Here is a 14279-nt window from a genome sequence, read left to right as displayed (position 1 = left end):
GTTGCTTAATCCTTCTAAAGAAATGCACGTTCAAAAAATAACTGAATTGGTTGACAGCCCTTTTATAAATTTAAATGATGATCCAATAAAAATAATGATGAATGAAATGATGTTTGACAGTTTTATCAGACTTGAAATTGAATATGAAAATTATTGGTTTTATTCAGTAGGTTATTATTCAAATAGATTAAAGACTGACATTCATAGTTTTGGTGTTTTTGGAATGGTGTTCATTCTTTCCAATTAGTAGGATAGGTTATTAAATTAATTTTTGAATAAACGGGTATTTCTCTTTAGTTGAATTGTTGTAAAATATGCAGCAGTTGGATTTAAATTTGTTCGTTCATTTTTTTAGAGAGTTCAGTGACAATGAATGGGCGAAATTATTGAAAGCACTTAAATCCTTATTAAAAAAATTAAGGGACTTTTTCATCAATTTCATCTTTATATGTTTCCATAAACCAATCTAATGATTTACCCTTTCTCCCAAGTTCCCTTTCTAAATAATTCATACGCCCTTTTGTATCGTTCGTTTTCGCGTTTAGCTTCGCTGAAAGTGCTCCCCAATCGTTCTGCATCCATAATGACTTTAATTCCTTTGGGTAGTTTTCTGGAGGATTCTTTGAGTTCTCTATGAAATTCGTCTCTAATTGTTTCCTCAAATTCATTTTCTTCTTCAATAAGTCGTTCGATTTCTGAATCCTCAAATTCGATTTCATTTTTAAACTCTCCCCATATTTCTCCCTCAATTCTGCTTTGGTGTTCTCTAATGTTTCTGATACTTCTTTCAGTTGAATCAATTTCGGAGACAATTTCGGATTGAATTGTTTTTTCAAGATTTCTCTGTTCTTCTTCAACTCTTCTAATTTCGTTTTCAATATATTTGAATTTATTTCTAAATCGTTCTGTAATTTCTTGTTCAAAGTGTCTTGCATCTCTTTCAAGTTTCCAGACCATTTTTTCTTCTCTTTCAATATCACGTTCAATTGGTATTCCAATATCTTGGGCTCTAATGTAATCTCGCATACCTTGTTCAAGGTCTCTATCTTTGTCAAGATATCTTCTTTCCAATCCAGTGTACTTTGATTCAATTTTTTCTTCTTCATCTCGATTTCTGCTAAGTGCATCTCTTCGATTTGATTCTTCCAGATCTCCCAGTCTTTGTTCTGCTGATTCAATATCGCTACTAAGCTCTTTCTCTTCAGTTCTAAGTTTTTCTTCAAGACTGCTATTTCTTCCTCGTGATTCTGCTCTATGTTGTTCTTCCAGCTGTCCCAATCTTTGTTTTGCTCTTTCTGTATTTCTCTCAACTCTTGATATTTCTGAGTTAAGAAATTGTTCAATGCTGCTGTACGATTTAGAGCCCAAACTTTTTCTAATCGCTCGTATGAGGTCACCAATTCGGAATACTCTGCACCTGAACGATTCCTTAAAAAGTCGTTTTTCGAATTCATCAGGATCCAGTATTCTTTGATTATCTCTTCTTGGAATTTGTACATAGTTTGCTGTTGCTTCTCTTTCATTATATACCCATTTAATATTTTTAATTGAGTGAAAATTTTTCTCTATTTCTTCTGCTGATGATATTGGAACCTTTACCTGAATCGTATCAATCCCTAATCTATATAAATCAGCAATTTTATCATCATCCAATTTATGAGTAATTACTAATTCAATAAACAGGACGGGGTTACCTTTTTCGTTAAAAAATACAACATCAGGTCTTCTAATAATAAACCGATTTTTAATGTTTGGTTTTTTGCCCCAATGTATATTTCCTTCTTCATCCTCAAAAAAGGTTACTTGACTTTGAACACTAAAAGCGTCTATATATTTAGACTCTTCAATTAACTTGTATTCATCAGGATTTTCAGGGTTAACTTTATAGATTGGTGGGACTTTTATTCTTCTTAGTCCTGTTAAAATTGAAGAAGCCAAAGCTTCCCTATATTCCGCATTACTAAATGAGCATTTAACCTCTCCATTCAAAATATTTATAGGAGCGTGCTTAAAATAAGGTTTATGCTTTGGATTTTTTCTTACTGGAACTGCAATTAATTGATTTCCACAATTTGCACCCAAACAGCGATACCCTTTTTTACCCTTTTCTTCAGCTGAAAGGTCAGTTATATGAATTTCCTTACTATCACTTTCCCGAATTGCCCATTCAAAATCCTTGTCCGATTCATATTTTTTTTCTTCATATGCCATAGCGTAGCAATTTTTTAATATCTTATTTATATCACAATTATTCGATTAACTTCTATTCTTTTTAAAATTCTCTGCTTGTTCAAAAATATCGTGATATACTTCGTCGCGTTCAACTGGTGGGTAACCGAATTCATCTAATAATAAAATCAAACCAACTTTTAAGGCTGCTTTTATATCATCTCTTTTACTCCAATCAGGAAATTTGGCTTGGGCATCAACTAATTCCTTAACAGCTTTAGCTAATTCTATTAATTTATCATCAGGGTATCTAAAATCGTATTTAACACAAAGTTCCTTTAAAATATCATAAAATGCTTTTTCTTCAAAGTCAATTCCTAATTCATCACCTGCTGAAAATTCTTTGTGTACTTCCCAAATGAGGTTGGTGAGCTTTTCTGCCATTTCTTCATATACCTCACTTCTTAATACATCATCTTCTTTTCTTTCATTGTATCGTTGTACCAATACTTCCATTTTTTTAGTGAAATCAATTCCTTTAATTTTATTCACTTTTTTCATTTCACCAATTACTTTGGCTAGCAATTGTTGTAATAATTTAATTTTGGTGTTTGGTAATTTAATTTTATCAATTTTAGCTAAATAATCTTCATCAAAAATATCTTGTTCCTTTTCATTATCTTCTCCTAATTTAAATATCTCCTGTACGCCATCACTTTGAAGCGCATCTTTAATCATTTCTCTAACCTTTGCATTCATTTGTGCTGTATCTGGAGCATTTCCTTTGGTTAATTTGAATACGATTGACCTTATTGCTAAATAAAAATGTGTATTATCTCTTTCGGTTTGAGTGAGTTGTTCGCTACCTGCACAAATATCATACGCTGCTTTTAGTCTTTTAACCAAGCCCATAAAACGTGTTTCAACTTCTTTTGTTTGTTGCACATATTCGGAAGCCATATTTAAGGTGTTCAATTGTTCCAATGGTGAACCATTGAAATATTTAGTACTATTAAACTTGTGAAATATTTTAGCTAATAAATCTAAATGATCCCTCACTACTACCAATGATTGTTGGATATCTTCAAAATTCTCTTCTTCTCCTTTATTATACTTCGCTAAGGCGAGGTTCATTTGTTTTTTAATACCTATGTAATCAACAACCAAGCCTTTATTTTTGTCTTTAAATTTTCTATTTACTCTAGAAATTGTTTGAATTAAATTGTGTTGTTGGATTGGTTTATCGATATACATACTATCTAGAAATGGGACATCAAAACCTGTAAGCCACATATCCACTACTATTGCAATTTTAAAATTGGATTTTTCATTTTTAAATTGTCTGTCTAATTCTTTTCTATATTCTTTAGTACCTAACAAATCATACATTTCCTTTGAATCATCCTTTCCTCTGGTCATAATCATTTTAAGACGTTCCATCGGTTTGATTTCTCGTTTGTCCTTATCCGTTAAAACTGCTCCTTCTTCAGCAATTTTAACTTCTGCCCAATTTGGACGTAAAGCAATTACATTTTTATAAAATTGGAATCCAATTTCTCTGCTACTGCAAACAAACATTGCTTTTCCTTTTACAGTGGCTCCTTCATTTATTCTGTTTTCATAATGCTTTACAAAATCTTCAGCTAAAGCTTGTAACCTATCAGGATCTCCCAAAATGGCATTCATATTGGCTGATTGCTTTTTGCTTTCTTCTATTTGGTATTCGTTGGCTCCATCTTCTTCTGCAGCTATGTAGTATTCTTCAATTTTTTCTAATTCGCTATTTTGAAGTGCAATTTTTGCTGCACGACCTTCATATACAATTCTTACTGTAATTTCATCTTTTACAGATTCGGTCATTGTATAGGCATCAACTACTTTTCCAAAAACATCTAATGTAGCATCAATTGGTGTTCCTGTAAAACCGACATAGGTAGCATTTGGCAAGGAATCGTGGAGGTATTTAGCAAAACCAAATGATTTTTTTACTCCGTTTTCTGTTACTTGAATTTTTTGATCGAGGTTTGTTTGACTTCTATGGGCTTCATCAGAAATGCAAATAACATTTGTTCTATAGGTTAAAAGTTCTGTATCTTCTGTAAACTTATGGATGGTTGTTAAAAACACACCTCCGCTTTGTCTACCCTGAACTAATTCTCGTAATTCAGCTCTGCTTTCAACACTTATAATTGTATTGTCTCCTATATAATTTTTAGCATTTGTGAATTGACCTGAAAGTTGGTCGTCTAAATCTGTTCTATCTGTAATAAGGACAATAGTTGGATTTTCGAAATGCTCGCTTTTCATTAATAATCGCGTTAAAAAAAGCATTGTAAAACTTTTTCCGCATCCTGTAGCACCAAAATAGGTACCACCTTTTCCATCTCCTTTTGGTTTTTGTGCGATTTTGATGTTATCATATAGTGCACGTGCAGCATAGTATTGTGGATAACGACAAACTATTTTTTCATCTTTTTTAGAACTATCGGGAATGTAAATGAAATTTTGAATAATATCACGCAACCTATTTTGCTGTAACATCCCTTGAACTAAGGTAAACATACTATCAATACCATCAACATCTTTTGCTAATCCAGCAACTCTTCTCCAGGCATAATAAAATTCATACGGTGCAAAAAATGAACCCGCTTTGTTGTTTACACCATCGCTAATTATACAAAAAGCATTGTATTTAAAGAGTTCTGGAATGTCTCTTTTGTAACGTGTAGTTAATTGTACATACGCATTGTGAATGGTACAATTTTCTTGAATTGCAGTTTTGAACTCGAATACTACAATAGGTAATCCATTTATATATAAAATTCCATCAGGAATTCTTCTTTCAGTACCTACAATTTCTAACTGATTTACAAATTTGTAGGTGTTCTTATTTTGTTTAGAATAGTCAATTAAATATATCCAAATATCTTTTTGATTTCGATTTTCTCTTTTAAAAATAAATCCATCGGATAACCATTGCATTATTGTTTTATTACTCTCGTACAAATCGGTGTTAGAGAGTGTTTTTAACTGCAATAATATTGTATCAACTTCCAATAGGGTTAAACCTTCCTTTTTATATTGATTTAATAAAAAATTACGTACATCTTCTTCAATTAAAACCTCATCTTCAGCTCTAGTAATTGAACTTCCAACAACGTGCGGAAAACTTTCATTTTCTAAGAGTTCTATAAATGCTGCTTCTAATTTGGCTTCTGTGAATTTCATTTTTTGCAATTATTTTTAATATCCTTCTTTAATAATCCATTTACCTCTAGTTCCTCCAACTCTTTCAATTACAGCTTTATCTTTTAATGCATCAATATGACCTTGTGCGGCTGACACATTAATTTTAAGTATTTCAGCTAGTTTTCTTCTTGATAATTTAGGATCTTCACGAAAAAGTTCTAAAACTTCTTTTTGCCTATCAGTTAAATTTTTTATTGGACCACCTATTGGACTACCTATTGGACTACCTATTGGACCACCTATTGGACCACCTATTGGACCATCTTTATAATCTTGAGTTTGTATAACTTTATTGATAGGAAAAGACATTCTTAAAAAATTATCTGAGAATTTGAAACAACTTTTAGGGTAGGTTTCTAAAATACGAGGAATACCAGAACCCAGTTGCTCTACTAAATCTAGATCTCTGAAAATCCTCATAATTTCTTTATTTCGAGGTACCGAAAAACCCTCAAAAAATTCCTCCTGACTTAAACCTTCGGGTAAACCGCCGGATGAAGTAATCTCTAATCTGTCATCAAAAATCTCAAATTTTGGAGGAACTTCAGTTGCATAATCGTTATGAACAAAAGCATTGATAATAGCTTCTCTCAATGCAATAGGATTCCATAAACGATTTTCTTTACGTTCTTTAGATGTTATCTCTGCGCTTGTTTTATTTTCTAGGTCAATTTTATCTAAAACTTGTTTTGTTGCTTTTATCAATGATTCGTAACCATACTCATTATTTTCAATAAGGTTTACTCTATTCGTTCCTTTGTATTTTGCTAATTTTATTGAAACTGCATTTTTATCTGATAACAAGTAAGCAACATAATTAAAAGCACCTTCATCAGTAAGCAATTCTAAATTGGTTGTAAATTTTCCATTTAACTTAACACCTGTAGCTAGGTAATAAATATGTAATTGCTCAAACGTTAAATTTTGTTGGTTGGATTTAATTTTACTGATGGAATTACGCGTTCTTTTAGCATATAATTGGTCAATATTTTTTTGAGGCATTGGTTCTGCAGCTGTTCCTATTCTTAAGAAACAACCTTTTTCAGACATTCCGTATTTTCTTAAAAAATAAGGTTTTTCGGGTCCACTGGCTACAATAACTTTAATTATATCTAATCCATTTTTTTGTTCACTTATAATATCAAACAAACCAATGCAAGATGGCGAAATATTGGTTTTAAGGCGGTCCTTTATTTTTAACATATCACCATCAGTATCTGCAACACCTGTAACATTCCCGTTTTTATCAATACCGATATAAATAATACCACCTTCTTTATAGTTTAAAAAAGCGATTACTTCCTTTTCTAATGCATCGGTTAGTATTTGTTTGTATTCTATACGGTTTGTTTCGGACATATCTATTAAAAGTTTATAATAATTAATGTTAATATTCCAATCTATTTCTTTCAGCATCTTCATCCATTCTCTTTGCATCAATTAAATAACCATCAGATAGGTTTTTAAATATTTCGGCAACATTTGGATATTTATTTTTAAAGTCAGTCGCTAAATTTTTAAAATAACTAGCTTTTTCTCGTTCAATGTCCCCACCATCAAAAGCACCTCTTGACGAAAAACTTCTTTTATTGAACAAGGCAGAAGAGTAATTGTTTTTTAAGCTATCAGTATTAATTTCTTCAATAACCTTAAATAACTTTTCTTGTGGCCATTCTGGAATATTTTCCGGATACTGAGCTAAAATCTTTCCAATTTCCATATCTGCAACATCCAACCTGCCCACATTTTTAGCAAGTTCACGTGCTTTTTCTACCCAACTTCTTAACTCAATTTCATCAATAGAATTATCTTCTTTCATTCCAGGAATTTTTTTCCAAGAATGAAGTAAGTGATATGCTTGTTTTGCTCTGTTTTTAATTATTTCATCTGAAATTCCTTTTCTTTCATCTTCTAATATTGACTTATCCTTAGGAATGTAAACCCACTTTAATACATCTATAAAGAAATGATGGTTATTTGCTAATTCATCTTCTAAATTTTTTGGACTTCTTCTAGTACCATATGAATCTAGAATTGGAAGATAGAGCCATTCCAATTGAATAATAACTGACTTTTCAAGATCTTCTCTTTTATCGAGTTCTTCAAAAATTCGTTCAATCTCATACCCCTTAAAACTTAACTTTTCATTTGCTTCTTCTGTTCCAGCTCTATTAAGCATTTCTGAAAGCAACTTAGTTGGTATCACATCTGTAAAATGTGATGTAATATCAATTGCAGAAAAAAACCTTTTATGTTTTAAAAGCATTTCTATTCCAAATATTTTATCAGCAACAGAAATATGATAAAACCGTGGATTTATTTTTTGCCAATACTCATTTTTTATTTCTTCTTCTAAAGAAGAAATAAAAGTCCATACCTCTTGATTTTGATCAAGAGGTATTAAAACATTTGAAAGTGCTTTAGTGCTTAACTTATTCTCGTATAATTCTTTAAATAAATTCTTAATCCATTCAAAACCTTTAATAATTGATTTACGATAAATAAAACTTTGGGCAAAACGAATTGCGTTGTGTTCTTCATTTAAAAATTCGCAAACTAAAAGAATATCTTCTTGATTTTCAATTACTCTTGCTAAAGTATCACCTAAAAGCCAAGATTCTTTAACTTCTTTTCTCAATTCTATAGTTTCTTTTAGCCCTATTTCTTTAAGAAAAGCTGTTACAGCTTCTTCTCTAGCATTATCAACTTGTTTTTGCTGCTTTTTATATCGTATTTCAGATTCTTCCTCTTTATATCTGAAACCTTCTGGAAATTGAGGCCAATGGTCATTAAATAACCAACTATATTTATCTATAATATCTGTTGGCTGGAGTTTGTTATATAAGGCTTCTAACCTCTCTAGTTCAGGTTCAGGCAAAGCCCAATTAGTGTCAGGGTGGGACCTATGATGATTTAAAACCTTTCTGATTGTTGCCCAAGCTGTGAATTTTTTTTGATCAACATTTAAGCAGACCTCATCAGCCCAATCTAAAACACTTTCTCTATCAATAGGCTGTAGGCTACCGATTTCATTAATAAATTGAGAAAATTTATCCTCATTATAATCAAATAGATTAATTAGCATTTCAACTACAGCTGAATATGTTTTATAAATTTCTTGATATGTATATTTTAGATTCGTATTCTTATCAAACATTCTCCACCTCATTTTATGTGTAGGTTGAGCAATTCCGTGATGTACAGGAAGCATTCTGATTAGAAGTGACCAACCTATTTCCTTTTCTTGTTCAGTAATATATTTCAAAATATCCATTCTCTCATCGTAAGATGCAAGAGTTTGATAATGCCACGGTTTAAATATCTCTGTAATACTATTTAATGGCCTATTTGATAAATTGCCTCCAGGATCAAGTCTTGATAGCTTTAGTAGTATCAAACTGACATCTCTTAAATATTCAGGTAGCCAAGCTAAATTTTCTAGAGCCCACAATAATCCTGTATGATGGCTTGTATTGTGCAAGAAGCCCTTCTCCTCTTTAAACATACCCATTATTTCAGGTTGCTCTTTTCCTAAAGAATTTTTTACTGCTTTCAAGAAACCTTCAGGTGATGCTTCAGAAATAAGTGGTAATTCGTGGTCTACTGAAACCCACGTTTCACGACTTGCATTGTTGAGCAAATCAAAAATTATATTGTCAACCCAACTTTGTGGATTTATAAGGTTTGGATTTTTAATACTCACTCCTAAACGACCAACTAAAATTAATGACTGTGTTAAACCCTCTCTAGACCAATTAGAATATTTTCTCTTTTTATTGAAACTGGCAAAGTAATTATTATGATCAGACTCAATAATTGGGTTACCTTCTTTAAAAGCCAAAGAAAAGCATTCTTCAATTTTATTAAAATCATTTTTAGTGAGACGAGAGCATAGGTTTGTCCATAAATCTAAAGGTGAAGTTAATCGCCAAGTTTCACCAATTTGTATAATTGGTGATTCCTCAAAATTCTTCCACTTATTCAATGTAACTAAATAATCGGAATATTTTTGCTGAGATAACTTTTCGATTAATTCAATATCACCTACAAACGTATCATTCCACCTTCCTAATAAAAGTGCGGGTATGATTTCACGAATATCTTCTTTATCAATCCATTTTGCTTTGTTGTAAGGAAAACCAAGAAGTTTTTTTAGGATTGTAATATTTCTTCCTGATTCTCTAGAAAACTTTTCAGCATCTTCACTTGAAACACCACTTTTGATTAAGGAATTAACTTGACCATCTCTATCAATAGTTGGTAATGTAATTGTTTCTTGATTAAAATCGTCGTCTGCACCTAATGGTACAATAACGTGATGACCTTTTGATACAGCTGCATAAAGCGGTTGGGTATCATCAAATCTTGGAATAAGATTTAAAGGAGTATAAGTATTTATTCTAATCCCTCTAAAATTCCCTTCAGTGTCTACAATAAGGGATTTTGAGAAAAATATTTCTCCTTCATCAGTTGGAAATGTTTTAGCCGCAGCAATTATAAAAGCTATCGCTTCACTTTTTGTTGATGCTTTCACACCTTTAATTGTCGGATCACCTTTTAGAATAGATAATAAGGAGTCTTTCTCATATTCTCTCCCAGAAATTACACTTTCTGGTATAAGTTTTATTCCATTTGGTCCAATTGACCATTCTTCCCAAAACTCATCAGCAGACATAATACCATCAAATGGATATGCCCCTACACCATTTTGAGCTGCAAACCATCTCGCAACAGATAAGGCATTGTCGAGCCATTGTTCAATATCTATTGAGTCATATACTATAACGTCTTTCCAAAAATTTTCTTTCTTTTTTGCTTTAACCCATTTATCTTTCTTGGACCATAATCTAGGTGTAACAAAAATAAAAACAGAATCAGTCGGATTGTACCCTAATGAGTCTATTTTTCTTTTATCATAATCGCTATCTGCTTTTCCTTTACAATCAGAAGTAGTCCCGAACTCCCATAAAGAAATTCCTTCTGGAACATGTGAAGTTTTTGATTCACAATCTACTACACCATCCCAACCTCCAATATATGAAGCACTTCCGGAAGGAATATCTGCTTTTGTACTTGCAAGCGTAGTTGCCCGTACTAGCCTAGATATTAGATAGGGTAAATCCGCCTTTGAAAAAGTAGTATTTGCCCAACTTTCAATATTATCTCTTGTTATAAGTTTCACGTTTTATCTTTTTAATTTACAACTTTTTCAATTTTTTTTATAAACTCTCCACAACTCCACGCATTAATACAGGGCACAATGGTTTAATAGTATTTTTTAACTGCTCATTAATACGTTTACGTGTTTCCAACGTATGGTAAATGGTTACTATGGCTTCTTGTATTTTAATACTTGGAATAGGTAATTTTACATTACACATATCATCCCAATTGAATAGTTCTGTTGAACTTCCCCAAGAATTAAAACGCGCATAGCGGTCAAATTCAGACCGATAAAAAAATAAAAATAGATACGCTGGAATAAGTAAGTGAATGGAATCCTTCTTTACCCTAAACGCAGTGTTATTCCAACTAGTTAAAAAGGTTTCTTCAGTATTGTTGTAGCCTAATCCGACCTTGTCACCCATACGAGTCGTTCGACTATTGTAAACGAAATCACCTGGAGAAATCACATAAAACTTTTGTAGGTCTCTTCCTACATTATTAGCTTTTGTTGGCATAAACTGCTTGCTGTTTGAAACACCTCGAACATCATCGACACCATATTTCAAATTACTGTTTCGATGTTCAATCAGCTCAACAAAATCACCCAGTAATTTTGGTTCTTCTTTTTTTATTAAATCTTCAATATAGGTGTCGCAAATCAATTGCAAATCCTCTAAACTGTTTTCATAGGTTTTTTGGTTGGTAAGTAAGCCATTGTATAGCGCAACATATTTACGTTGTTCATTTATATTTGGGATTGGAATTTCAATTTCGCAAAGTCTATCATAATCTAAACTGGCACGCACACTACTATCGCTAATAAACCAACCATATCTGTCAGATTCTGGTCGTTGAAACCACATCATCATATATTCTGATAACAACTCGTTTTCATCTTTTGATTCAATAACTAAATAAGCCGGTGAAATAATTGCAGGTTCATTTTCAGTATAAAGAGCTAAACGAATGGTTTCATCTCTTCCAACTTGCATAGCAGAATAAGCAAACTGGCCTTTCTGAATGATTTTATACTTTGATAAATCAGTTCCAGAAACATTGGCAACAGAAGTCATAAAGTTTTTGGTGATATTTATTCCCAACAAATTAGTAACCGCTAAATCTTTGTTGCGATTATCAACCAATTGTATGTAGGCGCCCAACTGTTTAAAATTACTCATCTACTTCCTCATTTATGTTAGACAAAAGATTTGTAGATTTATCCTGTAACAGAATTTTCATTTGCGAAATGGCTATTTGGTTAAGTTTTAGTAAACGTTTGTTTTGCGGCAAACCATCATTGATAAATACTGCATTTAAATTTTCGAGATTGGCTAGACATACCAATTGGCTAATATTGGCATAATCACGCATATTTCCTTTTTCATTTGGGTTTTCGTCTTTCCATTGTTTTGCTGTTTTTCCAAAAAGTGCCATATTTAAAATATCTGCTTCATTGGCATACACAAATGAGATTTGTATTTTACTCAGGTTTTGAGGAATTAGGTTTTCTTTTATTGCATCAGTATGAATGCGGTAATTGATTTTTGCCAACTCTCTTTTGGCTGACCAGCCAACAAGTTTTTTTTCTTCTTCTTTTAATCGTTGAAATTCTTTTATAATATACAGTTCGAATTCAACGGAAATCCAACTAGCAAATTTAAAAGCTATGTCTTTATGGGCATACGTTCCACCATATCTTCCTGCTTTAACAATAAATCCTTTGGCGTTGGTTGTATTTACCCATTTTTGTGGAGAAAGTGTAAAGGCATTTAAACCCGCTTTATTTCTAAACCCCTCGAATTCGAGGGGTTTAAAATCTGGGTTATAAAGTGTTTCCCAAATACCTAAAAATTCAATAGTATTACGGTTACGCATCCAATTTGCAATAACAGCACTTGTATCATCCGTTTTATGTTTAGCAATATCAGTCAACGAAATATAATCTTGTTCATTGGTGTTGATTACGGTTATTTCACTTCCCTGAACTTCTATTTTTATATTTTTCTTACTCATAATTCGTATCCAAGGGTTTTGAACGCATTAATCAATTGCTCCTGTGACTCCTTTTCTTCCTGGATTAATACTTTAAATTCTTTTTGTATGCGTTTCATTTCGGTATCAAAGTCAATACCACTATCGCCATCTACAAATTCTATGTATTTACTTGGCACTAAAGAAAAGTCATTAGCTTCTATATCCTTAAAACTAGCAGATTTACAAAATTCAGGAATGTCTTTGTAAGTAGTTTTATAATCGGTTTGTTGCCAATTGTGATAATTTTCAGCTATATCTTTAATATCGTCAATTGACAATTCAATAAATTTCTTTTCGTATTCACTTCCCCAACGACGTAAATCCATAAATAGGATTTCTTTTTCACGATTACGGTAGCTTTTTTGTTTACCGTTAATTTCGGTCGTTCTTTCTTTTTTATTTTTATTGAGAATCCACAGCGTAACGCTAATATCAGTAGTATAAAACGTATTTCTTGGAATAATAATGATTGCTTCTACTAGGTTATTCTCTATTAATTTTCTTCTAATTTTATATTCTTCACCACCACCAGATAAGGCTCCGTTAGCCAATATAAAACCTGCAACACCATTTTCGGATAGTTTAGAAACCATATTCAAAATCCAACCATAATTAGCATTGCTTTTTGGAGGTACATCATAGCCTCTCCAACGTGGGTCGTCTAATAATTCGTTTTCAGCTCTCCAGTCTTTTTGGTTAAAGGGAGGATTTGCCATAATAAAGTCGGCTTTTAAGTCTTTATGTTGGTCGTTTGCAAAAGTATCTGCATCTTTTTCTCCTAAATTGGCTGAAATCCCGCGAATTGCCAAGTTCATTTTTGCCAGTTTAAAGGTAGTTTTGGTGTATTCCTGACCGTAAATTGATACTTCTTTTTTGTTACCTTGATGGTTTTCAATAAACTTGATAGATTGCACAAACATACCACCTGAACCACAAGCTGGATCATAGATGATTCCTTTGTATGGTTCAATTAATTCTGCAATTAAGTTTACAATTGTTTTTGGTGTGTAGAATTCTCCTTTTCCCTTTCCTTCTTTGATGGCAAATTTTCTTAAGAAATATTCATAAACTCTACCTACAATATCTTGTTCCTCATCTTCCAGGGTATTTATCTCATTTACTTTGTCAATTAATGAAGCTAGTTTTGTTCTATCTAAACCTAAACGAGAAAAATAATTGTCTGGTAATGCTCCTTTTAAAGCTGGGTTGTCTTTTTCTATGGTATGTAAGGCTGTGTCAATTTTTAATGCAATGTCATTTTGCTTTGCATTTTTACTTATAAAACTCCATCTTGAAATTTCTTCTAAAAAGAACACGTTTTTCATATTGTAGAATTCTTTCATTTCTACATATTTCACTTTCCCTTCAGCAATTAATTCAGCTTTGCGTTCTTCAAATTTATCGCTTGCAAATTTTAGGAATATCAATCCTAAAACAACGTGCTTGTATTCTGAAGGCTCTACTGAACCTCTTAATTTGTCGCAAGATTGCCAAAGTGTTTCTTCTATATTTTTTGATTTTGGATTTGGAGTATTTTGTTTTGCCATTATAGTTTTTAAATTCTGCTAATTTTTATGAGTATTTGTTAATGCTTGTCATTTGTTATTTAGAATAAAAACCATTAAAAATACATTGACATACTAACAGCAATTGACTGTTAG

8 protein-coding genes are annotated in these 14279 nt (G+C 32.0%); 1 reads left to right on the top strand and 7 read right to left on the bottom strand.

The features are described 5' to 3' along the window. Window positions 1–247, top strand: a 247-nt coding sequence (locus ABY298_RS11045) for a hypothetical protein (protein ID WP_372745935.1), incomplete at its 5' end; no start/stop codon positions are given. Window positions 248–474: 227 nt separating this feature from the next. Here ABY298_RS11045 and ABY298_RS11040 read toward each other — a convergent pair. From ABY298_RS11040 to ABY298_RS11010, 7 genes are read right to left on the bottom strand one after another with little or no spacing between them, the layout of a single operon-like run. Beyond that, the gene (locus ABY298_RS11040) at window positions 475–2211 is read right to left on the bottom strand and encodes a hypothetical protein (RefSeq protein ID WP_372746112.1); all 1737 of its coding nucleotides are present in this window, start codon (window positions 2209–2211) and stop codon (window positions 475–477) included. 45 nt (window positions 2212–2256) lie between these two features. Then, window positions 2257–5397: a type I restriction endonuclease subunit R gene (locus ABY298_RS11035; RefSeq protein WP_372746111.1), complete on the bottom strand. Its 3141-nt coding sequence runs from the start codon at window positions 5395–5397 to the stop codon at window positions 2257–2259. Between the two features lie 15 nt (window positions 5398–5412). Further along, window positions 5413–6777, bottom strand: a complete 1365-nt coding sequence (locus ABY298_RS11030; protein ID WP_372746110.1) for an RNA-binding domain-containing protein — start codon at window positions 6775–6777, stop codon at window positions 5413–5415. Window positions 6778–6805: 28 nt separating this feature from the next. Beyond that, window positions 6806–10600: a hypothetical protein gene (locus tag ABY298_RS11025; RefSeq protein ID WP_372746109.1), complete on the bottom strand. Its 3795-nt coding sequence runs from the start codon at window positions 10598–10600 to the stop codon at window positions 6806–6808. Window positions 10601–10637: 37 nt separating this feature from the next. Continuing rightward, window positions 10638–11744 (bottom strand): restriction endonuclease subunit S, encoded by a 1107-nt coding sequence (locus ABY298_RS11020; RefSeq protein ID WP_372746108.1) that lies wholly within the window; start codon window positions 11742–11744, stop codon window positions 10638–10640. A 10-nt stretch (window positions 11745–11754) separates the two neighbouring features. After that, window positions 11755–12597 (bottom strand): KilA-N domain-containing protein, encoded by an 843-nt coding sequence (locus ABY298_RS11015; protein WP_291846480.1) that lies wholly within the window; start codon window positions 12595–12597, stop codon window positions 11755–11757. After that, window positions 12594–14165, bottom strand: coding sequence for an N-6 DNA methylase (locus ABY298_RS11010; protein ID WP_372746107.1), 1572 nt, complete (start codon window positions 14163–14165; stop codon window positions 12594–12596). Before ABY298_RS11010 ends, ABY298_RS11015 begins: the two co-directional genes overlap by 4 nt. Window positions 14166–14279: the final 114 nt, after the last annotated feature.

Origin of the sequence: Lutibacter sp. (assembly GCF_041596795.1) — a bacterium.
In the GTDB taxonomy this organism is placed as follows: Bacteria; Bacteroidota; Bacteroidia; order Flavobacteriales; family Flavobacteriaceae; genus Lutibacter.
This window is presented reverse-complemented; position numbering and strand designations above follow the sequence as displayed.

Coding starts and splice junctions, on each gene's coding strand:
- ABY298_RS11010 (WP_372746107.1), bottom strand. CDS start 14,165: ATGGCAAAACAAAATACTCCAAATCCAAAATCAAAAAATATAGAAGAA.
- ABY298_RS11015 (WP_291846480.1), bottom strand. CDS start 12,597: ATGAGTAAGAAAAATATAAAAATAGAAGTTCAGGGAAGTGAAATAACC.
- ABY298_RS11040 (WP_372746112.1), bottom strand. CDS start 2,211: ATGGCATATGAAGAAAAAAAATATGAATCGGACAAGGATTTTGAATGG.
- ABY298_RS11035 (WP_372746111.1), bottom strand. CDS start 5,397: ATGAAATTCACAGAAGCCAAATTAGAAGCAGCATTTATAGAACTCTTA.
- ABY298_RS11030 (WP_372746110.1), bottom strand. CDS start 6,777: ATGTCCGAAACAAACCGTATAGAATACAAACAAATACTAACCGATGCA.